This window comes from Thalassococcus profundi (assembly GCF_003344785.1).
Lineage (GTDB): Bacteria > Pseudomonadota > Alphaproteobacteria > Rhodobacterales > Rhodobacteraceae > Puniceibacterium > Puniceibacterium profundi.
This window is the reverse complement of record NZ_QPMK01000003.1, coordinates 191,762-213,172: the sequence shown is the minus strand read 5'-3', so window position 1 is coordinate 213,172 and position 21,411 is coordinate 191,762. Positions and strand designations below refer to the sequence as shown.

General features: G+C 66.3%; 23 protein-coding genes. 13 read left to right on the top strand and 10 right to left on the bottom strand.

Going from position 1 to position 21,411, the window contains the following annotated elements; all coding sequences use genetic code 11:
• Position 1: 1 nt before the first annotated feature.
• Together DU478_RS05300 and DU478_RS05295 are read right to left on the bottom strand one after the other, a co-directional pair.
• A complete protein-coding gene (locus DU478_RS05300) occupies positions 2-1,549 on the bottom strand; it encodes an NAD(P)H-hydrate dehydratase (protein ID WP_114509905.1) in 1,548 nt (515 codons plus the stop codon).
• Positions 1,550-1,610: 61 nt separating this feature from the next.
• Positions 1,611-2,159: a DUF2314 domain-containing protein gene (locus tag DU478_RS05295; RefSeq protein WP_114509904.1), complete on the bottom strand. Its 549-nt coding sequence runs from the start codon at positions 2,157-2,159 to the stop codon at positions 1,611-1,613.
• Between the two features lie 298 nt (positions 2,160-2,457).
• Between DU478_RS05295 and DU478_RS05290 the strand changes: the two genes are divergently transcribed.
• The 5 genes from DU478_RS05290 (at position 2,458) to DU478_RS05270 (ending at position 7,239) form a co-directional block, all read left to right on the top strand.
• Positions 2,458-2,796, top strand: a complete 339-nt coding sequence (locus DU478_RS05290; RefSeq protein ID WP_114509903.1) for a P-II family nitrogen regulator — start codon at positions 2,458-2,460, stop codon at positions 2,794-2,796.
• Between the two features lie 66 nt (positions 2,797-2,862).
• Complete coding sequence (gene glnA, locus DU478_RS05285) at positions 2,863-4,269, top strand: type I glutamate--ammonia ligase (protein ID WP_114509902.1); 1,407 nt, start codon at positions 2,863-2,865, stop codon at positions 4,267-4,269.
• A 343-nt stretch (positions 4,270-4,612) separates the two neighbouring features.
• Positions 4,613-5,362, top strand: a complete 750-nt coding sequence (locus DU478_RS05280; RefSeq protein WP_114509901.1) for a hypothetical protein — start codon at positions 4,613-4,615, stop codon at positions 5,360-5,362.
• Positions 5,363-5,445: 83 nt separating this feature from the next.
• Positions 5,446-6,258 (top strand): lytic murein transglycosylase, encoded by an 813-nt coding sequence (locus DU478_RS05275; RefSeq protein ID WP_114509900.1) that lies wholly within the window; start codon positions 5,446-5,448, stop codon positions 6,256-6,258.
• A gap of 135 nt (positions 6,259-6,393) precedes the next feature.
• Positions 6,394-7,239 carry a hypothetical protein gene (locus tag DU478_RS05270; protein WP_114509899.1) on the top strand — a complete coding sequence of 282 codons (846 nt, stop codon included), beginning with the start codon at positions 6,394-6,396 and terminating at the stop codon, positions 7,237-7,239.
• Here DU478_RS05270 and DU478_RS05265 read toward each other — a convergent pair.
• Positions 7,220-7,963 (bottom strand): heme-dependent oxidative N-demethylase family protein, encoded by a 744-nt coding sequence (locus tag DU478_RS05265; RefSeq protein ID WP_114509898.1) that lies wholly within the window; start codon positions 7,961-7,963, stop codon positions 7,220-7,222. The two genes, DU478_RS05270 and DU478_RS05265, sit on opposite strands and share 20 nt — an antisense overlap.
• A 101-nt stretch (positions 7,964-8,064) precedes the next feature.
• Positions 8,065-9,276, bottom strand: coding sequence for a glycerophosphodiester phosphodiesterase family protein (locus tag DU478_RS05260; protein WP_114510230.1), 1,212 nt, complete (start codon positions 9,274-9,276; stop codon positions 8,065-8,067).
• Positions 9,277-9,511: 235 nt separating this feature from the next.
• Here DU478_RS05260 and dddP point away from each other — a divergent pair, with 235 nt between their 5' ends.
• The 4 genes from dddP to DU478_RS05240 all read left to right on the top strand — a co-directional run bounded on the left by dddP (position 9,512) and on the right by DU478_RS05240 (position 14,319).
• Complete coding sequence (gene dddP, locus DU478_RS05255) at positions 9,512-10,855, top strand: dimethylsulfonioproprionate lyase DddP (RefSeq protein WP_114509897.1); 1,344 nt, start codon at positions 9,512-9,514, stop codon at positions 10,853-10,855.
• Positions 10,856-10,963: 108 nt separating this feature from the next.
• On the top strand, positions 10,964-12,181 hold the full coding sequence (locus tag DU478_RS05250) for a bifunctional alpha/beta hydrolase/OsmC family protein (RefSeq protein ID WP_114509896.1): 1,218 nt from the start codon (positions 10,964-10,966) through the stop codon (positions 12,179-12,181).
• Between the two features lie 107 nt (positions 12,182-12,288).
• Positions 12,289-13,290, top strand: coding sequence for a Fe(3+) ABC transporter substrate-binding protein (locus tag DU478_RS05245; RefSeq protein WP_114509895.1), 1,002 nt, complete (start codon positions 12,289-12,291; stop codon positions 13,288-13,290).
• A gap of 246 nt (positions 13,291-13,536) precedes the next feature.
• Positions 13,537-14,319: a ZIP family metal transporter gene (locus DU478_RS05240; RefSeq protein WP_114509894.1), complete on the top strand. Its 783-nt coding sequence runs from the start codon at positions 13,537-13,539 to the stop codon at positions 14,317-14,319.
• Positions 14,320-14,409: 90 nt separating this feature from the next.
• Here the strand turns inward: DU478_RS05240 and DU478_RS05235 are convergent, their stop codons facing one another.
• The 3 genes from DU478_RS05235 to fabD form a co-directional block, all read right to left on the bottom strand.
• Positions 14,410-14,640: an acyl carrier protein gene (locus DU478_RS05235; protein ID WP_114509893.1), complete on the bottom strand. Its 231-nt coding sequence runs from the start codon at positions 14,638-14,640 to the stop codon at positions 14,410-14,412.
• Between the two features lie 211 nt (positions 14,641-14,851).
• Complete coding sequence (fabG, locus tag DU478_RS05230) at positions 14,852-15,589, bottom strand: 3-oxoacyl-[acyl-carrier-protein] reductase (protein WP_114509892.1); 738 nt, start codon at positions 15,587-15,589, stop codon at positions 14,852-14,854.
• A gap of 52 nt (positions 15,590-15,641) precedes the next feature.
• Positions 15,642-16,580, bottom strand: coding sequence for an ACP S-malonyltransferase (gene fabD, locus DU478_RS05225; RefSeq protein ID WP_114509891.1), 939 nt, complete (start codon positions 16,578-16,580; stop codon positions 15,642-15,644).
• 181 nt (positions 16,581-16,761) lie between these two features.
• Between fabD and DU478_RS05220 the strand changes: the two genes are divergently transcribed.
• Together DU478_RS05220 and DU478_RS05215 are read left to right on the top strand one after the other, a co-directional pair.
• Positions 16,762-17,964 carry a cytochrome b/b6 domain-containing protein gene (locus DU478_RS05220; protein WP_114509890.1) on the top strand — a complete coding sequence of 401 codons (1,203 nt, stop codon included), beginning with the start codon at positions 16,762-16,764 and terminating at the stop codon, positions 17,962-17,964.
• Between the two features lie 40 nt (positions 17,965-18,004).
• On the top strand, positions 18,005-18,358 hold the full coding sequence (locus tag DU478_RS05215; protein ID WP_114509889.1) for a YigZ family protein: 354 nt from the start codon (positions 18,005-18,007) through the stop codon (positions 18,356-18,358).
• Between the two features lie 287 nt (positions 18,359-18,645).
• Here the strand turns inward: DU478_RS05215 and DU478_RS05210 are convergent, their stop codons facing one another.
• From DU478_RS05210 to DU478_RS05200, 3 genes are all read right to left on the bottom strand, one after another.
• Positions 18,646-19,404: a fumarylacetoacetate hydrolase family protein gene (locus tag DU478_RS05210; RefSeq protein ID WP_114509888.1), complete on the bottom strand. Its 759-nt coding sequence runs from the start codon at positions 19,402-19,404 to the stop codon at positions 18,646-18,648.
• A 130-nt stretch (positions 19,405-19,534) separates the two neighbouring features.
• A complete protein-coding gene (locus tag DU478_RS05205) occupies positions 19,535-20,107 on the bottom strand; it encodes a YceI family protein (protein ID WP_114509887.1) in 573 nt (190 codons plus the stop codon).
• A gap of 175 nt (positions 20,108-20,282) precedes the next feature.
• The gene (locus DU478_RS05200; RefSeq protein WP_114509886.1) at positions 20,283-20,522 is read right to left on the bottom strand and encodes a hypothetical protein; all 240 of its coding nucleotides are present in this window, start codon (positions 20,520-20,522) and stop codon (positions 20,283-20,285) included.
• A 265-nt stretch (positions 20,523-20,787) separates the two neighbouring features.
• Between DU478_RS05200 and rpsF the strand changes: the two genes are divergently transcribed.
• Together rpsF and rpsR are read left to right on the top strand one after the other, a co-directional pair.
• Positions 20,788-21,153 carry a 30S ribosomal protein S6 gene (rpsF, locus tag DU478_RS05195; RefSeq protein WP_114509885.1) on the top strand — a complete coding sequence of 122 codons (366 nt, stop codon included), beginning with the start codon at positions 20,788-20,790 and terminating at the stop codon, positions 21,151-21,153.
• Positions 21,154-21,176: 23 nt separating this feature from the next.
• The gene (gene rpsR, locus DU478_RS05190) at positions 21,177-21,404 is read left to right on the top strand and encodes a 30S ribosomal protein S18 (RefSeq protein WP_114509884.1); all 228 of its coding nucleotides are present in this window, start codon (positions 21,177-21,179) and stop codon (positions 21,402-21,404) included.
• Positions 21,405-21,411: the final 7 nt, after the last annotated feature.

Below are 21,411 nucleotides of genomic sequence, written 5' to 3'. Positions count from 1 at the left end.
CTCACCCTCCGTTCAGGATATCCGCCAACACTCCCGGCAATACCTCGGGCAGGTCCTCTGCGATCAGGCCGGGGCCGAAGCGCCGCGCGCAGGCCACGTGCAGCCAACTGGCCGTGGCCGCCGCGTCATAGGCCGCCGAGCCGCGCGCCATCAACCCGCAGATGTACCCCGCGAGCACATCGCCCGCCCCCGCCGTCGCAAGCCAGGGCGCTGCCTCTGCGCCGATGGCCGCGTTGACGCAGCAGCGCCCCTCGGGGTCGGCGATCACCGTGTCCGCGCCTTTCAAGAGCACCACGCAACCGGCCCGCGCCGCCGCGTCCCGCGTGGCATCGGCCTTCGAATAGGCCGTTCCGCCATCGGGCGTGGCCGTCAGACGCTCCGCGATATCCGGGAAGAGCCGCGCGAATTCGCCGCCATGAGGGGTCAGCACGCAGCGCGCGTGCAGCAGTCCGAACAGCGTCTCCGGCGCATCGGCAAAGGCGGTCAGGGCGTCGGCGTCCAGCACCACCCCCGGCGCATGGACCGCCCGCAAGGCCACGGGCACCAGGTCCCGCGCCCGGTCGGTGCCCATGCCCGGCCCGAGGCACAGCGCCGCGAGACGCCTGTCCTCCAGCGCTTGTGCCAAGGCCGCGGCATCGGCGATCCTGGTCAGCATGATCGCGGTCACTTGGAAGGCCACCTCCATCTGCGCCGAAGGCGGCACCCCCAGCGTCACCAGCCCCGCGCCGATCCGCAGCGCGCCGCGCGCCGCCAGTCGCGCCGCTCCGGTGCGCCCGGCCCCGCCGGAGAGCACCAGCGCATGCCCGCTGTCGTATTTGTGCGCGCCGTCCGCCTTGGAGAGGTCGCGCGCATCCGGGGCCTCGACCAATCGCGCGACGGACACATCGGGCGCGTGGGCCAGCCCGATCTCCGCCACCACTGTCTTGCCACATCTCGACGGCCCCAGGCTCAGCACCTGCCCCAGCTTTCGGGCGTGAAAGGTCACGGTCAGCGCGGCCCGCACGGTCTCGGCCGTCTCGCCCAATGCGCGCCCGCTGTCGCTGCACAGGCCCGACGGCATGTCGAGCGCCACGGTGCGGGCCGTGGCCTGCGGATCGGCGGCGCGGGTGGACACCCAGTCCAGCAGCTCGCCTTCCAGCGGCCGCCGCAAGCCGGTGCCGAAGAGCGCATCGACGTAAAGATCGGCCGCATCGGCTGCGGTCGGGGCCGAGGCGAAGGGCAAGACCGGACCCAACGCCCGCCAGCGGTCGTGGTTCGCCCGCGCATCGGGCGGCAGTTTTTCCGCGTCGCCGTAGAGGTACAACGCGACCTGCCAGCCCCAGTCATGCAGCAGCCGTGCGACGACGAACCCGTCGCCGCCGTTGTTGCCCGGCCCGCACAGCACCACGGCGCGATGCGGCGCGGCGGCCAGGTCCGGCCATTCGGCAAAGATCGCATCGACCGCGCCGCGCCCGGCCCGCTCCATGAGGTCGCGCCCGGTCACGGCGCCCGCCGCCATCGCCGCCTGTTCGAGGGCGCGCATCTGCGCCGCTGTCAGAAGTTCGGTCATCGCATCCCCTGCCCGTCCGGACATCTGAGTCCGCGTCAAGGCTAGCGAAGGCGGCGCGGCGTTACCACCCGGCGGGCAGCGGGTCGGTCGACAGCACCGCGCTGATCTGCGCCGCCTGGTCTTCGTCCATCACGGGCAACATCGCCCGCGCACCGAAATGCCCGTAGGCGCGCCCGTCGAGCGTCACGGTCCAGTCGACCATCTGGTCCGCGCCGAACGCGACCCGGTCGCCCCTCTTCAGCCCGTCAAGGTTGACCGGATCGTTGGAGAGGCGTCCGGTGTACGCGCCCTCCCCCTCGGGAAGGATGTCCGCCACCCAGATGTTCTCGACCTGATGCGTGCCGGGAATGGCCACCTTGACCGCTGGGCCCTCCCACCCGCGCGTGTCACCGCTCGCCATCCGGGTCAGGAACCCCGGCAGGCTGTGCTGCGCCTTGACCCTGGCGGTGGACATGCGCGCGTCGAAGGTGGCGACAAAGGCCACGTTCTGTGCGGGCGCCGGAGCCGCGTTGCTGCTGCCGGACAACATCCCCGACTGCTGGCCGGCCCAGACCGCGACGACCATGCCGCCCCAAAAGAGCATGCGGCCATATCCCTTGAAACCCGCCATGGTGCTTGTCCTTTCCCGCTCATTGCCGCGCGATAGACTCGCCCGCAATGACGACAGGACAAAGGCCGGGACCGGACCTGTCCGGGCGGTTTCCAAGGCAATTCCGCGGCACCCGGCCCCTGTCCCCGCCCGGCAAAGGCGCTGGTTTGCAAACCGCACACTTTTTGCGCATGTTGATCAAAATTTCAGCCTGCTTGCGGATTTGCTTTGCGCCCGCGCGCATTTCGGGACCGTATCAGATTGAGGCTCTGGGGCAGAAGTGATCTGGAGCGCCATGTAAGACCGAAGGGAGAGCACCGTGAAAAAGATCGAGGCGATCATCAAGCCGTTCAAACTCGACGAAGTCAAAGAGGCTTTGCAGGATGCCGGCATCCAGGGGCTGAGCGTGATCGAGGTCAAGGGCTTCGGCCGTCAGAAGGGCCATACCGAGCTTTATCGCGGCGCCGAATACGTGGTGGACTTCCTTCCCAAGGTGAAGATCGAAGTGGTTCTGGACGACGACCAGGTCGACGGCGCCATCGAGGCGATCATCGCGGCTGCCAAGACCGACAAGATCGGCGACGGCAAGATCTTCGTCAGCTCCGTCGAACAGGCCATCCGTATCCGCACCGGCGAATCCGGCTCGGACGCGCTCTGAGCCGTCCGGTCGCAGCCACATCACCCATATTGAAAAGACGACCCAACCGAGAAAGGGACCGAAGGAATGAGTAAGAAAGACGTTCTCAAGCTGATGAAGGACGAGGAAGTCGCATTTGTCGACATCCGCTTCACCGACCCGCGCGGCAAGCTGCAGCACGTGACGCTGATGGAAGACCAGGTCGACGAGGATTTCCTCGACGAAGGCTTCATGTTCGACGGCTCGTCCATCGAAGGCTGGAAGTCCATCGAAGCGTCGGACATGAAACTCATTCCCGACACCGAAAGCGCCTATATCGACCCGTTCTACGCGGAAAAAACCCTGTGCCTGCACTGCACCGTGGTCGAGCCCGACACCGGCGAACCCTATAATCGCGACCCGCGCGGCACCGCGCTGCTGGCCGAGGCCTATCTCAAGTCCTCCGGCATCGGCGACGTGTCCTACTGGGGGCCCGAGGCGGAATTCTTCCTCTTCGACGACGTGCGCTACTGCAACAAGATGAACAAGGTGTCCTACGAGGTCGACGCGCTGGATGCGGCGTGGAACACCGACACCGAATACGAGATGGGCAACACCGGCCACCGTCCGGGCGTCAAGGGCGGCTATTTCCCGGTGAACCCGATCGACGACGGCCAGGACATCCGCGCCGAGATGCTCTCGACCATGAAGCGCATGGGCATGAAGGTCGACAAGCACCACCACGAAGTGGCGTCCTGTCAGCACGAACTGGGCCTGATCTTCGGATCGCTGACCAAGCAGGCGGACGAGCTGCAGAAGTACAAGTACGTCATCCACAACGTCGCCCAGGCCTACGGCAAGTCGGCCACCTTCATGCCCAAGCCGATCTACGGCGACAACGGCACCGGCATGCACTGCAACATGTCGATCTGGAAAGACGGCAAGCCACTCTTCGCCGGCGACAAATACGCCGACCTCAGCCAGGAAGCGCTGTGGTACATCGGGGGCATCCTGACCCACGCGAAGTCGCTCAACGCCTTCACCAACCCGTCCACCAACTCCTACAAGCGCCTGATCCCCGGCTTCGAGGCCCCGGTGCTGCGCGCCTATTCGGCCCGCAACCGCTCGGGCTGCGTGCGGATCCCGTGGACCGAGAGCCCGAAGGCCAAGCGCGTCGAGGCCCGCTTCCCCGATCCGTCGGCGAACCCGTATCTGTGCTTTGCCGCCCTGCTGATGGCCGGTCTGGACGGCATCAAGAACAAGATCGACCCGGGCGAGGCGATGGACAAGAACCTCTACGACCTGCCCGCCGAAGAGCTGGCCGGCATCCCGACCGTCTGCGGCAGCCTGCGCGAAGCGATGCAGGAGCTGGAGAAGGATCACGAGTACCTGCTCGCCGGCGACGTGTTCACCAAGGACCAGATCGACGGTTACGTGGCGCTCAAGATGGAAGAGATCGAGCTTTACGAGCACACGCCGCACCCCGTCGAGTTCGGCATGTACTACAGCTGCTGATCCGATCCTTCAGATCGACACTCCGAAGCGCCCCACCCGGGGCGCTTCTTTTTTTCCGCACGCATGAAACGTGCGGTCCTGCGGCGGGATGTCCGTAGACCGGCACTGATTCGACGGGCGCCCTGTCGGTCACGGGACTGCCGACCGCTCCGCCACCATACTTTAGTCAAATGTGACCCGAACGCGGCGAAACGCGCCCAAAGCGTCGAAAATGGAGCGAAAGCAGAGGTTTGCACAAACTCCGTCTTAACCTTTGCGCTCAAAAAACAAAAAAACTGCACAATTCTCGGCCCTACTGGACCCCAAGCAACACGCCCCAAAACCGTTGCAAGGAAGCCAGGAAATGACCCTCATCACCTACCACAACTCGACGTTGATCCTGCAGTCAGAGCGCCTGTTCTCGACCACCGAGCTTGGCGGCATTCTGAAATCCGCCCTGCACGCCCTGGGCGAAACAGGATGCGACGCGGCGACGGTCACCTTCACCGGCGTGACCGTTTCCGGCGACAGCCTCGAGGCGGCGCTGGACGTGAACCTGACCCGTGGCGGAACCGAGCTGGTGCTGTCGCTGGGCGGCGCGGGGCTTCCCGACAAGGCGGTGCAGGCCCGCCTTGCAGGTCTCGTCTACCACCTGTGCGCGGCTCTGCCCGTGACCCATATCGCCTGGCTCGAGACCGGAACACTGCTGCCCCGGACCAGGTTCATGGAGGCGCTGGCGCCGAAATTCGCGGCCCCCGCCCCCGCCCCGGTCGCGCCGCGTCGCCCGACACGGACCCTGGCGGACACCAATCGACCCACCGCCCGCATGCACCGCCGCACCCTTGCCCGGATGATGCCAGCTGTGGACGGTGCCAACCGCAACGGCATCCCGACCCCGCACCGCTACGACGCGCATGTGCGGGCCTACGATGCCAACGTGAAGGCCTGCATGCTCCGCAGCGCCGACGACTCCGAGCTTGCCGCGATGCGCGCAGAGCACGGTGTGGCCGGTTCGAACCGTCTGCGCGTTGCTTCGATCGCCCTGACGCTGGCGGGTGTCATCCTGGCCACCGACACCAGCAACGCCATGGCCGGCGTCCTGAGCGTCTTCTGATACGGCAGAGCACGGAATCCCGGCATTTACCTATGGCGAAATGTCGCTACCTTATTTCCGAAACCCGGGTTTAAGGAGTTCCCATGCGCCGAATCGTCATCGCCACCCTTTTCTGCTTCGCCGCAGGATCCGCGCTCGCCGCGCCCTGCATCACCAGCCAGGGAGGCTATGGCGGATACAAACAGGCACTGGCCAACGATGCTGCTGCCGCCGGCGTCGGACAGCGCGGCATGGCGGCGCTGAGCGGCGCACAGCTGTCGGGCATCACCTGGCGGTTCGAATCGAACCCTTCGAGCCAGTCCGGCGTGTCGCAGGGCGACCCGGCGCGGTTCCTGGCCAAGCGGTCGGGCAGTTCGGCGGAGAATTTCATCGGCCAGACCCGCGCCAAAATCCAGCGCAACGCCAATCTCTTCGCCTCGCTCGAGCGCAACTACGGCGTGCCGGGGTCGATCCTCGCCACGATCTGGGGGCTCGAGACCAGCTGGGGCGGCTACCTGGGCGGAACGCCCATCGTCGACGGCGCCGTGACGCTGGCCTCGTACTGCCGCCGCCATCCGCGGTTCGAGGATGACGCGATCGCGGCGCTGCGGCTGGTCGACCGCGGAGTCATCAGCGCCGGCACCAACGGCGGACCATCGGGCGAGTTGGGGCACATGCAGTTCCTCGCAGGCAACTGGGAACGCTTCGGCGTGGATGCCAACGGCGACGGGCGCGCCGACCCCTACAACGCCGTGGATGCGCTGGCGTCGGCCGCCAACATGCTGCGCCGCAACGGCTGGCAGCCGGGGCAGCCCTTCGGACAGGGCACGCGCAACTTCAGCGTGCTGTCCGCCTGGAACGACAGCGGCAATTACCAGCGCGCCATCGCCTATTCCGCCGAACGCGTCGGTAACTGACCGCCGCGCCGCGCCCTGCCACAAACCGGCGGCGGCGCGGCGAAGAAACACCGTCAAAACGGGCGGGTTGCGTCGAAGTCTGACCGCAATTCGCGGGTATCCTGTCCTGGACCTTGCAACCGGGACGTGAAAACGATGCCGCAGCCCAGCTTCTACGCCGCCCTGATCCTGCCGGACACCAACGGCATGGCGCCGGGGCCTTACCTCAGCGCCGCCACCGATGCGGTCGCCCGCGCCGATTGCGCGCCGGGGTGCCGCCCCGGGATGTCCGACGACCTCACCGCGGTCTGGGGCGACACGATCCGGATCGAGATCACCCCCCAGGAAGACAGCGATTACGGCCCGCGCATCCTCTTTACCGCGCGCGCCACGTCGAACGCGCGCTTTTCCGAAGATCGCGCCGCCACGATCCTGTCGCACACGCTGGTCGCCGCTTTGCGCTTCAGCCCGGCCGACATCATCGAATGGAACGCCCCCGACATCCTTCTGGACACCGAGGATTTCCTGACCCTGCGCAGCTATGTCTCGCCCAACCGCCGGCCCGCCGCGCCGGTGGAAGACACACGCAGCTATGACGAGATCTTCGCCCCGGACAAGGCCACCCGCCCCGCGCCCACGTCCCGGGACGCGCACACCGATGCACGGCTCTCCGATGCCTTTGCCACCGCGGCGCACGACGAAGCACCCGCAAACACCCCGCCCCAAGCCAGCCGGCTGCCCCCGCCGTCGCAGATCGCCGACCGGCTGATGATCCATCTCGACGCCCTGCGCGAGATCGACCCGCCGGAGCTGCGCATGAAGGCCGCGAGCTGGGCCATGACCGGCACCGTGGCGATGATGTCACCGCCCGTGGGCGCCTCCATGGGAATCATCGGCCTGGTGCGCGGAATGGACTTCCGCAGGGTCACCCAGGCGATGACGATCACTGGCCTTTTCATGGTGCTTCACCAGACCGGCGCGTTCAGCCAGCTGCTGCCCTGACCGGCGCCCGCAGCACGAAGGTGTGGATCGAAAAGACCACCGCCCCGGTCCGGGGCAAGCGCATCAGGCACTGACGCTCGGAGCGCAGGAACGGCGCGCCACGCGGATCGCTCAGTGGCCGCGGCATGCTCTCCGACCGCGGCTGATGCAGCGCCGGGTCGTCGTACCAAAGCACGTTGAACCGCCAGATCGCCCGCCCCACCTGTAACCCGTCGAAGAGCCGCTGCACCCGGCGCGCGATGTTGTCGTCGTAGCTTGCGACCGGGCCGTGGATCGCGGTCAGCGGCCGCCCGATCTTTTCGGCCAGCCGCCAGCCCGCCGGAAAGCACAGCACCGCGCCGGTCATCACGTGCTCGGCCCCGCCATCCGGTTTTTCGAGGATGCACAGGTCTTCCTGAACCAGATGCCCCAGCGTGCCCAGCGGGTCGGACTGTCGAAGCGTCACCTCCACACCGTCGGGCCGAATCACGTGGTCGGGCCCGCGCCGATAGCCCGCGGGCAGATGCGCCAGCACGACATCCAGAAGCTCCGCCGCCGCCGCGTCCCCCGTCGCGGTCTGACGCAGGACGTCGTCGCGCCGATGCGCCAGCAGGCGCGTCCTCTCGGCCATTTGTGCCGCGTGGGCCTCGTCGACCAGGAGCCAGGACGCCGCGCCCAGCGGCTGCACCCCGGGCAAGGGACGGGCGGCGTGGATGTCGTAGGGAAGCGCGTCTTGCAGGATCATCCGATCCTCCTAGCGTCGCAGCGCGAGAACGGAAAGGCCCCGGCGCAGCACGCCGGGGCCGTGAGGCTCGAAGACGCCCGCGAGGGCGGAGGAGAGGCGCCTCAGATCCCCATGCAGTTGGCGTAGTAGGTCGTGGTCGCGGGCCAATCGCTGAAAACACCGACCACACCCGCTTCCTTGTGCAATGCGTCGAGGATGGTGAAATAATCGCCGTCCGTGGTCACCGCGTCGCTCACCGACTGGAAATACCAGCCGCCGCCCGACCCCAGCGGGCCGGACCGTTCCAGCGACCAGGCGATGATCCTGATCCCTGCGTCCTGCGCCGCCCGGGCGTAGTCCGACGCCACCATCTTGCCGCTCTCGTCCAGCGTCAGCAGCATCCACATCGGCGGCGCGATGTAATTCACCCCCATGTCCGCCAGTTCCTGCATGGTCGGCTTGAAGGTGGCGGGATCCATCGGGTCGATCAGCCCCTCGTCATCGTCCTCGGCCTCGTAGCGGTCGTCGAGATAGACCGCCTGCGCACCGAACTCGGGTTCGTTCTCGATCCAGTAGAGCACGTCCGACAGGTTGAAGGACTGCGCCCAGACGTCTTCCGGCGGCACGTCGGCGGCCTTGTATTCGTCGATCATCTTCTGCGCATACATCTCTTGCGTGAAGCCGTCGAAGGGCATCTCCACCGACGGGGCCTTGAGCTCGGGCGTGAATTTCACGCCCAGGTCCTTGAGCAACGCGATGGATTGCGCATGGGTGACCAGGCTCGCCCCGGCGGCCGCGTAGAGATCGGTGCGCCAGGGGGCCGTGGCGTTCATGTATCCCTCGACCGTCGTCGCCGTCGCATCGGCGGCGTCCATCTTGGGCGTCAGGCTTTCGAATTGCGACAGGCTCAGGTCCGAGGTCCGGCACTCGGCCGCGGCGGGCGTGTCGCCTTCCGCCGGGGTGAAGGGCGCGGTGCAGGCGCCGGCCAGGTCCGTGGCCAGAATGTCGGTCGTCGTGTGCAGGTCGTTCTGCGCGTGGCGGCAGACAAGTTCCTTGTCGGCAGTGAAGGTCACGTCGCATTCGACGATGCCCGCCCCCATCCGCGCGCCTGCCACGTAGCCTTCGGCGGTATGCTCGGGAAACAGCAGCGGCGCGCCGCGATGCGCGATCGAGAAATCGCTGCGCGCGGGCGTCTGGTCGCGGCAGGCCATCAGCGTGTCCTTGAGCGGACCGTCCCGCATCTGGTCGATGAGGTAGAACGGACGCTGGCCGTAGGTCATCGGCGTCTCGCCGCCATGGCCGCCCGCCAGGACCGGGGACGCGGCCGCCATCATCCCTGCCGTCAAAAAGATCGCCGTGTCACGCATGAGAATATCTCCTGATCGGATGCGAAAGAAGTGTCGCGCCGTCCTAGCGCGGCCCCTGCGACAAGGATGTGATGGTTGCGTGACAAAACGCTGACAGCCCTGACAGCCCGCACGGCGCGAAAACGACCAGCCCCCGCGTCGCAAAACGGCAGGCGCAACGTCCATTTCCACAGCAACCTGACGCGCAGAGACGGAGGCCTGGATGAACACCCATTTTCGCGATACCCGCAAGATCGACCCAACGCGCGGCGCGCTTCTGGGCGACATGACCCCCAACGACGAGAATCGAATCGAGATCGGGCCGACGCAGCTTGCCTTCGGCGAATGGGCCGCCGCAGGGCTCGCCTTGCCCGACCTGCCCGCCATGCGCCGTTATCGTTGGCAGCGGCTGGTGGATCACATCGTGGCGCGCGACTACGCCGGGCTCCTGATGTTCGATCCGCTCAACATCCGCTACGCCACCGACAGCACCAACATGCAACTCTGGAACACCCACAACCCGTTCCGCGCGGTGCTGGTCTGCGCCGACGGATACATGGTCGTCTGGGATTACAAGAACGCGCCGTTTCTCAGCAGTTTCAATCCACTGGTGCGCGAGGTGCGCTCCGGCGCGGACCTGTTCTACTTCGACCGCGGCGACCGGATCGACGTGGCGGCGGATGCCTTTTCGAACGAGGTTCGTCTGCTGCTGGCCACGCATGCGCCGGGCAACATGCGGCTCGCGGCCGACAAGCTGATGCTGCACGGGCTGCGCGCGCTCGAGGCGCAGGGGCTGGTGATCCACACCGGAGAGGAACTCACCGAAAAGGCGCGGTCGATCAAGGGCCCGGACGAGATCAAGGCGATGCGCTGCGCGTCTCATGCCTGCGAAACCGCCGTTGCCGCCATGGAGGCTTTCGCCCGCACCAACGTGCCGCTTGGCCAGACCAGCGAAGACGACATCTGGGCCGTGCTGCATGCCGAGAACATCCGCCGCGGCGGCGAATGGATCGAGACCCGGCTGCTGACCTCGGGACCGCGCACCAACCCGTGGTTCCAGGAATGCGGGCCAAGGATCACAAAGCCTAATGAAATCATTGCCTTCGACACCGATCTTGTCGGATCTTACGGCATCTGCGTGGACATTTCGCGGACCTGGTGGATCGGCCCGGACCGCCCCCGGCCGGACATGGTGGCGACCATGCAGCACGCCCATGAGCACATCCAGCACAACATGGCCCTGCTGCGGCCCGGCGTGACCTTACCGGAGCTGTCCGAACGCTGTCACCAGCTGCGTCCGGACCTGCAAAAGCTGAAATACGGCTGCATGATGCACGGGGTCGGGCTTTGTGACGAATGGCCGCTCGTGGCCTATCCCGACCAGGCGGTGCCCGGCGCCTTCGACTACGCGCTGGAGCCCGGCATGACCCTCTGCGTCGAGGTTCTGGCCTCGCCCGAGGGCGGCGATTTCTCGATCAAGCTCGAGGACCAGGTGCTGATCACCGAGGACGGGTTCGAAAACCTGACCAGGTATCCGTTCGACCCGGCGCTGATGGGACTGGCCTGACCAGGCCAGGGCTGAAACGACTCTCACCTTGCCGTGACGCCCCCTGCGTCTCTCTGGCACCGCAGGAGGTGAGCGCCTAGGTTCTGCGGGGCCACCGAAAGGACCCTCATGCCCACCGAACGCCTGACTTTTCCCGGCCATGCCGGCCACGCGCTGGCCGCGCGGCTGGATTTGCCCGAGGGACCGCACCTGGCCACGGCGCTTTTTGCCCATTGCTTCACCTGCGGCAAGGACATCGCCGCGGCGCGGCGCATCTCCGCCCGGCTGGCGGCCATGGGCATCGCCGTGCTGCGCTTCGATTTCACCGGGCTGGGGCATTCGATGGGCGAATTCGCCAACACCACCTTTACCTCGAACATCGCCGACCTGCACCTGGCCGCCCAAACGCTGGCGAATCGCGGCATGGCGCCGAGCCTTCTGATCGGCCACTCGCTGGGTGGCGCCGCGATCCTGCGCGCGGCGGCGAGCATTCCGTCCGCCCGCGCGGTGGTGACCCTTGGCGCACCGTTCGACCCAGGGCACGTGACGCATAATTTCGGCGACGCGCTGGACGCCATCACGGCAGACGGCCAGGCAGAGGTGGACCTGGGCGGACGGCCCTTCACCATCGGACGCGACTTTGTTGAGGATGTGAAAGAATCCACCCTTCATGAGGCGGTATCATCTCTGAAAAAAGCACTTCTGGTGATGCACGCGCCACGCGATGCGGTAGTCGGCATCGACAATGCGACGCGCATTTTCGGCCAGGCGAAGCATCCCAAGAGCTTTGTCACGCTCGACGACTCCGATCACCTGATCTCGGACCCGAAGGACGCCGAATACGCCGCCGGCGTCATCAGCGCCTGGGCCGGCCGCTACCTCGAGCTCGCGCCGCCTGCCCCGCCCATCGGCGCGCCCGAAGGCGTGGTGCGCGTCTCCGAGGCGGATGCCGACGGGTTCCTGCAGGACGTGCAATCCGGGCCGCATCACCATGCGCTGGCGGACGAACCTCTGGCCTATGGCGGCAGCAACCGCGGCATGTCGCCCTACGGCTTCATCGCCGCGGGGCTCGGCGCCTGCACCTCGATGACCATCCGCATGTACGCACGACGCAAGGGCTGGCCGCTGACCCATGTGCAGGTCGACGTCTGCCACGACAAGGTGCATGCGCAGGATGCCGACAGCGCTGCGGATGCCAAGATCGACGTCTTTCGCCGCCGCATCCGGCTGAGCGGCGACCTGGATGCGGACCAGCGCGCGAAACTGCGCGACATCGCCGATAAATGCCCGGTGCACCGCACGCTCGAACGCAGCTCCACGGTCGAAACCGTGCTTCTGGACGGCTGAGCGCGGGCCAGGCGGACTAAATTTCCGAGTTTTTTCGACAGGTATTGACCCGACTAAAAGAGTCGGTTTTAACAGCGGCATCTCGAAACGCCCCTCAAGGAGCAGACATGACCCTTCGCATCACCACCGCTGTTGCAGCTCTGGTTGCCGCCACCCCCGCTCTGGCCGAAGTGAACATCTATTCGCAGCGCCAGCCCGAACTGATCGCGCCGATCACCGATGCCTTCACCGAAGCCACCGGGATCGAGACCAACGTGGTTCACCTCGACGAGGGTCTGACCGAGCGTCTGACCGCGGAAGGCAGCCGGTCGCCCGCCGACATCATCATGACCGTCGACATCTCGCGCCTGTCGCAGGCGGTCGAGGCCGGCGTGACCCAGGCCGTCGAAAGCGACGTGCTGGCCGAGAACATCCCCGCGGAATTCCGCGACCCCGGCAACCAGTGGTTCGGCGTGACCACCCGCGCGCGCATCGTCTATGCCTCGAAAGAGCGTGTCGAGGACGGCGCCGTCACGACCTACGAAGACCTTGCCGACCCGAAGTGGGAAGGCCGGATCTGCACCCGCTCGGGCACCCACCCCTACAACCTTGCGCTGGTGTCGGCGATGATCCATCACAACGGCTATGACGCCGCCAAGGAATGGGCCGAAGGCGTCAAGGCCAACCTCGCGCGCAAGCCGCAGGGCAACGACCGCGCGCAGGTCAAGGCGATCTGGGCCGGCGAATGCGACATCAGCCTGGGCAACACCTACTACATGGGCAAGATGCTCGAGGACCCGGAACAGACCGAATGGGCCAACTCGGTCAACATCGTCTTCCCCGAGTTCGAAGAGGGCGGCAGCCACATGAACGTGTCGGGCGTAGCAATGACCGCCGCGGCACCGAACCGCGAAGACGCGCTGGCCTTCATGGAATTCCTCGCGTCGCCCGAAGCGCAGGAAATCTACGCCGAGGTGAATTACGAATTCCCCGTCAAGCCGGATGTCGAGCGGTCGGAACTGGTGCAAAGCTGGGGTGACTTCACCCCCGACAGCGTCAACCTGATGGACCTTGCCAACCTGCGCGCCGACGCGCTTCGGCTGATGGAAGAGGTCAACTTCGACGGCTAAGTTCCTGACATAAAGTCATTTCGAGCAGAAGCGCCGTCCGGTTCCGACCGGGCGGCGTTTTGCATCTGTCCGCGCGGACCGGTCCGACATGCCCTTGGATGCGGCCTTGAACGCCACAGAGCGATTGCGGGCGCCCCACGCAGTCTCACAGCTTTTCACGCGCCTAGCGCCTGCCTTTGTAACCTCCCACGAACTCTTTTCATGCCGGCACGGGACACTCCCCGTCTTTGCGTGTAAAGAGCCGCCATGGAACAGCTTTCTCCGATCGCCCTCGGCTTTCTCGGCAGCCTGATCGCCGGGTCGATGACCGCGGTTGGCGCCCTGCCGGTATTGCTGGGGCGGCAACCAAGCCGCGCCATGCGCGATCTGTCCCTGGGGTTTGCCGCCGGCGTGATGCTGGCGGCGTCGTTCTTTTCGCTGATCATCCCGGCGCTCGACGTCGCGACCGAAAGCCATGGCGACGGCCCCGTGCCCGCCGCCATCGTCTGCATCTCGATCCTGCTGGGCATGGGGGCGGTGGCGCTGCTGAACGAGACGCTGCCGCACGAGCACTTCAAGACCGGCCCCGACGGCCCCGCCTCTCCCTCGTTGCGGCGCATCTGGCTCTTCGTCATCGCGATCACCATCCACAACTTTCCCGAAGGCCTGGCGGTGGGCGTGGGCTTTGGCGGCAAGGGATTCGAGGCCGGCATGCCGCTGGCCATCGGCATCGGGCTGCAGAACCTGCCCGAGGGCCTCGCCGTGGCGGTGGCGCTGCTTGGCGAAGGCTATTCGCGCGGCCGGTCCTTTGCCATCGCCGCGCTCACCGGTCTGGCCGAGCCGCTGGGCGGGTTGCTCGGGGCGGCGATCATCACGGTGTCGGAGCCGTTCCTGCCTTGGGGCCTCGCCTTTGCGGCCGGCGCGATGCTCTATGTCATCAGCCACGAGATCATTCCCGAAACCCACCGCAGCGGGCACCAGAAACGCGCCACGCTGGGCCTGTCCGTCGGGCTGGTCCTGATGCTGTTCCTGGACGTCTGGCTGGGCTGAACACCGCCCGTACAAAGAAAAACCAGGGCAAAGAAAAACGGCGCCTCCCCGCGAGGGAAGACGCCGTTCAGAAAGGATGATCCGAAGGGATCAGGCGTTCTTGATGAACTTGACCGCGTCGCCGAAGGTCTGGATGGTCTCGGCCGCGTCATCGGGGATCTCGATGCCGAACTCTTCTTCGAAGGCCATGACCAGTTCCACGGTGTCGAGGCTGTCAGCGCCCAGGTCGTCGATGAAGGAGGCATTCTCCGTCACCTTTTCCTCGTCAACGCTGAGGTGCTCCACCACAATCTTCTTCACGCGTTCTTCGACGTCGCTCATTCTGAATTCCTCGTTGTCTTGTCGGACCCTGCGGCCCAGGTTTGCCCTCGCCCCTGCGGGGTGGCGTCTTACGTGCCCTCGCGGGCGGTTCGTTCTGCCCGCAGAGCGGGATAGGATCGGCGCAGAAGCTGCGCCAATTCCCGGACTGACGCGCCTATAGCACATGGGCAGGCGTTGGCAAACGCTTTCCCACGGGCCGCGCGACAGCGAGTTACAGCATGGCCATGCCGCCGTTCACATGCAAGGTCGTGCCGGTGACATAGGCGGCCTCGGGACTGGAAAGATAAAGCACGGCAGCGGCGATTTCCTCGGGCGTGCCCATGCGCCCCGCGGGGATCTGACCAAGGATGCCGGACTTCTGATCGTCGGTCAGCTTGTCGGTCATCGCCGTCTCGATAAAGCCGGGTGCCACCGCGTTGACGGTGATGCCGCGGGTCGCGACCTCGTAGGCCAGGCTTTTCGACATGCCGACCATGCCGGCCTTGGCGGCGGCATAGTTGCCCTGGCCAGGGTTTCCGACGGCGCCCACGACCGAGCTGATGTTGACGATCCGGCCCCAGCGCGCCTTCATCATGCCGCGCAGCACACCGCGGCAGAGCTTGAAGGTGGCGGTCAGGTTCACGTCGATCACCGACTGCCATTCGTCGTCGGACATGCGCATGAAGATATTGTCGCGGGTGATACCGGCGTTGTTGACCAGCACGTCCACCGATCCCATCGCCTCGACCGCCTGTTTCGGCAGCACCGCCACCGCGGTGGGGTCGGAGAGGTTGCAGGGCAGCACATGGACACGGTCGCCCAGCTCCGAGGCCAGAGCCTCGAGCGGTTCGGTCCGGGTGCCGCTGAGGCCCACCGTGGCGCCCGCGTCGTGCAGTGCCCGGGCGATCTGCCCGCCGATGCCGCCCGAGGCGCCGGTCACCAGCGCCGCCTTGCCTGTCAGATCAAACATGGTCTCTCCTTTGCTTGCCGTCTGGTGCCGCGCCTGCTGCGGCGGATGTGGTCTAGATCAACGCCTCGGCCGCGGCCTTCGCATCCTGGGCGGTCTGAACGGACCGGGTGGCGGCCTCGCGCTCGATGCGGCGGACCATGCCCGACAGCGCCTTGCCGGCGCCGATCTCCCAATATTCGCTGACCCCCTGCCCGGTCATCCAGGCCACGGACTCGCGCCAGCGCACGGCGCCGGTCACCTGTTCGACCAGCAGCGTGCGGATGCGGGCCGGATCGTCGGTGCCCTCGGCGATGACATTGGCCACCACGGGCACGCGCGGGGTTTCGATGCGCACCTCCGCCAGCGCCTCGGCCATCGCTTCTGCCGCCGGGGCCATCAGGGCGCAATGGAAGGGCGCGCTCACCGGCAGCAGCAGCGCCCGCTTGGCGCCGCGGGCCTTGGCGAGTTCCGCCGCGCGTTCGACCGCGGCCTTGTGGCCCGACACCACCACCTGCGCGGGGTCGTTGTCGTTGGCTGCGGCACAGACCTCGCCCTCTGCCGCATCGGCCGCGATTCCGGTCACGGCGTCGAAATCGAGCCCGAGGATCGCCGCCATCGCACCCACGCCGACCGGCACCGCCTCTTGCATGGCGCGGCCGCGCAGCCGCAGGAGCCGCGCCGCATCGGTGACCGACAGGGCGCCGGCGGCGGTCAGGGCGGAATATTCCCCCAGCGAATGCCCGGCAACGTAAGAGGCCGCGGAGACGTCGATGCCCTCGGCCTCGAGCGCGCGCATGGCCGCCAGCGAGGTGGCCATCAGCGCCGGCTGGGCGTTCTGCGTCAGTTGCAGCACCTCGGCCTCGCCATCCCAGATCAGCCCGCTGAGGCTTTCGCCCAGGGCCTCGTCGACCTCTTCGAAAATCGCGCGGGCGGCCGGATAGGCCTCTGCCAGGTCGCGGCCCATGCCGATCGCCTGGGCGCCCTGCCCGGGGAATACGAATGCACGGCTCATCTTGCCTCCCACATGGTCCGTTTCGCTTTGTAGCGCCCTTGCTAGCGGTCCGCGCGGCGCTGTGCAACGTGCAAGCCGCCGCGACACGCGCTGCACGGCGGCTGTGCGCCGCTGCAGGATTGCAGCCGCGGATGCATCCGCTAGGTAGATCGCAAACCAGACACGCCGCCGGAGACACCGCATGGCCCTGACCAACACCGCCACCCGCTACGGCACCGTCACCAAGACGCTGCATTGGATCATTGCGCTTGGCATCGTCGCGGCGATCCCGCTGGGCATCCTTGCCAACGATGCGCCGCTCGATACCAGCGAAGAACTGGCGACCAAGGCCTGGCTCTTTTCCATGCACAAGACGCTGGGCGTGACGATCTTCTTCGCCGCCCTCCTGCGCATCCTCTGGGCGCTGACCCAGCCCAAGCCCGCGCCGCTGCATCCCGAGCGCAAGGCCGAATCCTGGGCCGCGGAGACGGTGCACTGGCTGCTTTACGGATCGCTGGTGCTGGTGCCGCTCACCGGTTGGATGCACCATTCGGCCACAACCGGCTTTGCGCCGATCTGGTGGCCGTTCGGGCAGTCGCTGCCCTTCGTCCCCAAGGACGAAGGCTGGGCCGCGGTCACGGCGGCGCTGCACATCGTCTTCGAACGGGTGCTGATCGTGTCGCTGCTCCTGCACGTGGCTGGCGCGCTCAAGCATCACTTCGTCGACCGCGACGCCACCCTGCGGCGCATGTGGTTCGGGCGGACGACGGCAGGCGATCCCAATGCCGGACACCGCAAGGCCGTGCCCCTTGCCTCGGCCCTTGTCGTCTGGGCCGCTGCCATCGGTATCGGCGCGGGGCTGGGCGTCTTCCAGCACGAAGCCTCGGCCGCGCAAGTCGCGGCCCTCGAGGAGGTCGAGAGCGACTGGCTGGTGCAGGACGGCACCCTGTCCATCACCGTGACGCAGATGGGCTCAGAGGTCACCGGCAGCTTTTCCGACTGGACCGCCGACATCACCTTCGAAGAGCAGGACGCGCCGGGCAAAAGCGGCGAGGTGTCTGTGACCGTCTCGATCGGATCGCTGACGCTCGGCTCGGTCACGAGCCAGGCGATGGGGGCGGATTTCTTCAATGTCGAGCAGTTTCCGACCGCGACCTTCGACGCCGACATCCTGAAGGTCGAGGACGGCTACGAGGCCCAGGGCACGCTCACCGTCAAGGACCAGAGCGTGCCGGTCACCCTGCCGTTCCAGCTGCGCCTTGACGGCGACACCGCCGAGATGGCCGGGCGCCTGACGCTCGACCGGCGCGACTTCAACGTTGGCCAGAACATGAGCGACGGCAGCCAGCTGGGTTTTGACGTCGGTGTCGACGTGGCGCTGACGGCGACGCGCGTCACGGACTGAGGCTTGCGGGCCGGCGCGCCGGCCCCTATGCCCTGCCCCCATGCTGGTGCTGGAAAACATCCTGAGCGACCGCGGGTCGAAATACGCCGTCTCGGGCGGACCTTGCGCGTCCGAAGACGACGCCAAGGCGCTGGTCAAGGAACTGATGCGGCGCAAGAAATTCGCCAAGGCGACGCATCACAGCTGGGGCCTGCTGACGCCGGACGGCCCGGTCAAGAACGACGACGGCGAAGCCGGCGCCGGGATGGTGATCCTGCGGATGCTCGAACGCGAAGGGCTGGTGGGCCACGTCATCGTCGTGACCCGCTGGTTCGGCGGCAAGCATCTGGGCGGCGACCGTTTCCGGCATATCCAGGAAGCGGTGCGCATCTACCTCGACGCGCTGGAGCGGTAGCGCAGTAGATATCTTGACGCGCCGGAGCCGTCAGTGCGGTGGACATTTCCCAACGGCCGACGGCAGCCAGCGAGATGCCGCGCTAACGCCGCCGCGGAGCGCTTGATGCTGGCCACTCCCGAAAAACACTGAAATTCAGCACCGAACTTAAACAATTCGGCAGCCCGTCTCGCCACAGGCGAGCCGATCAATGACTGCGCACCTTTGGTGCGACGGGCTGACTGCCGCTGCCCGGCGGTCGCAAGCGACCTTGACTTCGGGTGGGAGCATCGGGGACTCGTTGCCCTCTAGCCCATCGTCACCTTCACCCCGCCGATGCCGTCGATCAGCACCTCGACCTCCTGCCCGGCCTTCACGGGCAGCGCGCCCACGGACGTGCCGCAGGCGATCACGTCGCCGGGATGCAGGGTCATGTCCTGCGACAGCTCCGACACGATCTGTGCCGGCGGCTTGATCATGTCCGACGCGGGGTAGTTCTGGCGTTCACGGCCGTTGACCTCGACGCGGATGCTGACGCTGGACCAGTCGAGATCGGTCTCGATCACCGGGCCGATGACGCCGAAGCCGTCGTAGCCCTTGGCGCGCGTCCATTGCGGAAAACTGTCGTCAGCGGTCAAAACCTGGATCGCGGTGAAATCGTTGATGCAGGTGTAGCCGAGGATCGCGTCCTCTGCCTCGTCGACCGTTGCATTGGCGCAGTTCTTGCCGATGACGATACCGAGTTCGCCCTCGTAGACGACCCGGCCGACGCCCTCGGGGATTTTCACCGTAGCACTGGGACCAGCGACGGACGATGCGGGTTTCAGGAAGAAAAGCACATGCTCCGGCACCTCCAGCCCCTGCTTTTCCCGCGCGGCGTGGAAGTTGTTCCAGAGCCCGATGAACTTGCCCGGCTGCACCGGCGCCAGCATCTCCAGCGTCTCGAGCGCTACGGCCTCGCCCGCCGCGTCCGCCGATCCCAAAGCGGCGCGCGGATGCAGCATCCCGTCCTCCACGACCCCGGTGATCACCGTGCCGTCCGCCGACTTGCCCCGTGCCCATTGCATGCGCTCTCTCCCTTTCCTGTCTTTCACACCTTTCCTAGAGCACGCGACGCCGCTTGCAAACGCCCGTACCGCGCATGAAAAACCCCGGCGCATCGCTGCACCGGGGTCAATGGTTGCCGTGAGGCGCCGCTTACTCGGCCTTCATCGCCTCGACCGACAATTCGACCTGCACCTCGTCGCTGACGAAGGGGGCGAAGGCGCCGACATTGTAGTCGCTGCGCAGCAGGGTCGTGGTGGCGCTGAAGCCGGCCCAGGGCTTTTCCTCCATCGGATGCTGGCCCACCTGGTTCAGCGTGGCGTCCAGCACGACTTCCTTGGTGACACCGTTCAGGGTCAGGTCGCCGGTGATGTTGGCAGTGTCCTCACCGGTGACCTCGATGCCGGTGGATGTGAAGGTGATCATGTCGCCTTCCTGACCGTCAAAGAAATCCGGGGACATCAAATGCTCGAACCGCGCTTCCCAGCCGGTGATCATCGACATCAGGGGCATCGACACTTCGACAGAGGAGTTGGCGGGGTCTTCCTGGTCGAACATGATCTCGCCCTCGAAGCCCGAGAACATGCCGTAGCCGGTAGAAAAGCCCAGGTGATCATAGCTGAAGACGATCTGGCTGTGGCTGCTGTCGAGCGTATAGGCCTCGGGTTCCGCCATGGCGGTCATCGGGGCGGCGATCAGGGTGGTGGCAAGAAGAAGACGTTTCATTCGGGGTACTCCCATTTGGATCAAGCGGTTTGCTTGGCCAAGGAACTGGGGCACGCCCCCCTGTCTTTCAATCACGTTTCTGCAAACAGCGGCTGTGGGATTTTGAACAGGCCGCGGCCCGCGCCCCCGCGACGGCCTGCTTCGGCGCCCGGCCAATCGGCCTTGAAGGCCCGGATCAGCGCACCGGGCGGGTGCTCACGATGCAGCACATGCCGCCGATCAGCATGAAGATCGACACGCCCAGCTTCATCAGCGACAGCTCGGGGACGTTGGCGCTGCCCGGCACGGCCCAGAGCCCGAAGGCCGAAAACAGCAGCGACCAGCCCGTGATGCCCAGCACCAGCCGGGTCAGCAGCGCCGGGCGTGCGTGGTCAGCGTCTGTCGCCTCGGGCAGGTCTGTCGATGTCACGCTCATCTCGGGTCTCCGGCTCGTCGGGGGCTGAATTCGGTGCCGGCAAGAATTGCGGTGCATAACGGCACGAATACGGCACGAAGGGGGAAATGCTGTGGGCGCCCGCCCCGGCCCGTCAAAGCTGCCGCGCCGCTTGCACGCAGGCCAAAACCGTGTATACGGGCGCTTCCTTTCGCAAGACAGATGAACCGCGCAGTCTCTCGTGGGCAGGCGCGAAAGGATCAACGCCTCGCCCTTTGAAATGCGCCCGAAAATGAACGGAGCCCACATGCCGCTGTACGAGCATGTCTTTATCTCGCGCCAGGATCTTTCCAGCGCCCAGGCCGAAGGCCTTGTCGAACACTTCACCACGGTTCTCTCGGACAACGGCGGCAAGCTGATCGACTCCGAATACTGGGGCGTGAAGACCATGGCCTACAAGATCAACAAGAACCGCAAGGGCCACTACGCCTACCTGCGCACCGACGCCCCCGCCACCGCCGTGCAAGAGATGGAGCGCCTGATGCGCCTGCACGACGACGTGATGCGCGTGCTGACCATCAAGGTCGACGAACACGAGGAAGGCCCCTCGGTCCAGATGCAGAAGCGCGAAGAGCGCGGTGACCGTGGCGACCGCCGCGAACGCCGTAACTGAACCTGAAGAAGAGGAGATAACCCATGGCTGCAAAACCGTTTTTCCGCCGCCGCAAGGTCTGCCCCTTCTCGGGCGACAACGCACCTGCGATTGACTACAAGGACACCAAGCTGCTGCAGCGCTACGTGTCCGAGCGCGGCAAGATCGTGCCGTCGCGCATCACCGCCGTTTCGGCCAAGAAGCAGCGTGAACTGGCCCGCGCCATCAAGCGCGCCCGTTTCCTCGCCCTGCTGCCCTACGCCGTGAAATAAGGAGATA

What these genes read in the sequence shown, in the direction of transcription:
- DU478_RS05300 (WP_114509905.1), bottom strand. Translation starts at nt 1,549, where the DNA reads ATGACCGAACTTCTGACAGCGGCGCAGATGCGCGCCCTCGAACAGGCG.
- DU478_RS05295 (WP_114509904.1), bottom strand. Translation starts at nt 2,159, where the DNA reads ATGGCGGGTTTCAAGGGATATGGCCGCATGCTCTTTTGGGGCGGCATG.
- glnA (WP_114509902.1), top strand. Translation starts at nt 2,863, where the DNA reads ATGAGTAAGAAAGACGTTCTCAAGCTGATGAAGGACGAGGAAGTCGCA.
- DU478_RS05280 (WP_114509901.1), top strand. Translation starts at nt 4,613, where the DNA reads ATGACCCTCATCACCTACCACAACTCGACGTTGATCCTGCAGTCAGAG.
- DU478_RS05275 (WP_114509900.1), top strand. Translation starts at nt 5,446, where the DNA reads ATGCGCCGAATCGTCATCGCCACCCTTTTCTGCTTCGCCGCAGGATCC.
- DU478_RS05270 (WP_114509899.1), top strand. Translation starts at nt 6,394, where the DNA reads ATGCCGCAGCCCAGCTTCTACGCCGCCCTGATCCTGCCGGACACCAAC.
- DU478_RS05265 (WP_114509898.1), bottom strand. Translation starts at nt 7,963, where the DNA reads ATGATCCTGCAAGACGCGCTTCCCTACGACATCCACGCCGCCCGTCCC.
- DU478_RS05260 (WP_114510230.1), bottom strand. Translation starts at nt 9,276, where the DNA reads ATGATGGCGGCCGCGTCCCCGGTCCTGGCGGGCGGCCATGGCGGCGAG.
- dddP (WP_114509897.1), top strand. Translation starts at nt 9,512, where the DNA reads ATGAACACCCATTTTCGCGATACCCGCAAGATCGACCCAACGCGCGGC.
- DU478_RS05250 (WP_114509896.1), top strand. Translation starts at nt 10,964, where the DNA reads ATGCCCACCGAACGCCTGACTTTTCCCGGCCATGCCGGCCACGCGCTG.
- DU478_RS05245 (WP_114509895.1), top strand. Translation starts at nt 12,289, where the DNA reads ATGACCCTTCGCATCACCACCGCTGTTGCAGCTCTGGTTGCCGCCACC.
- DU478_RS05240 (WP_114509894.1), top strand. Translation starts at nt 13,537, where the DNA reads ATGGAACAGCTTTCTCCGATCGCCCTCGGCTTTCTCGGCAGCCTGATC.
- DU478_RS05235 (WP_114509893.1), bottom strand. Translation starts at nt 14,640, where the DNA reads ATGAGCGACGTCGAAGAACGCGTGAAGAAGATTGTGGTGGAGCACCTC.
- fabG (WP_114509892.1), bottom strand. Translation starts at nt 15,589, where the DNA reads ATGTTTGATCTGACAGGCAAGGCGGCGCTGGTGACCGGCGCCTCGGGC.
- fabD (WP_114509891.1), bottom strand. Translation starts at nt 16,580, where the DNA reads ATGAGCCGTGCATTCGTATTCCCCGGGCAGGGCGCCCAGGCGATCGGC.
- DU478_RS05220 (WP_114509890.1), top strand. Translation starts at nt 16,762, where the DNA reads ATGGCCCTGACCAACACCGCCACCCGCTACGGCACCGTCACCAAGACG.
- DU478_RS05215 (WP_114509889.1), top strand. Translation starts at nt 18,005, where the DNA reads ATGCTGGTGCTGGAAAACATCCTGAGCGACCGCGGGTCGAAATACGCC.
- DU478_RS05210 (WP_114509888.1), bottom strand. Translation starts at nt 19,404, where the DNA reads ATGCAATGGGCACGGGGCAAGTCGGCGGACGGCACGGTGATCACCGGG.
- DU478_RS05205 (WP_114509887.1), bottom strand. Translation starts at nt 20,107, where the DNA reads ATGAAACGTCTTCTTCTTGCCACCACCCTGATCGCCGCCCCGATGACC.
- DU478_RS05200 (WP_114509886.1), bottom strand. Translation starts at nt 20,522, where the DNA reads ATGAGCGTGACATCGACAGACCTGCCCGAGGCGACAGACGCTGACCAC.
- rpsF (WP_114509885.1), top strand. Translation starts at nt 20,788, where the DNA reads ATGCCGCTGTACGAGCATGTCTTTATCTCGCGCCAGGATCTTTCCAGC.
- rpsR (WP_114509884.1), top strand. Translation starts at nt 21,177, where the DNA reads ATGGCTGCAAAACCGTTTTTCCGCCGCCGCAAGGTCTGCCCCTTCTCG.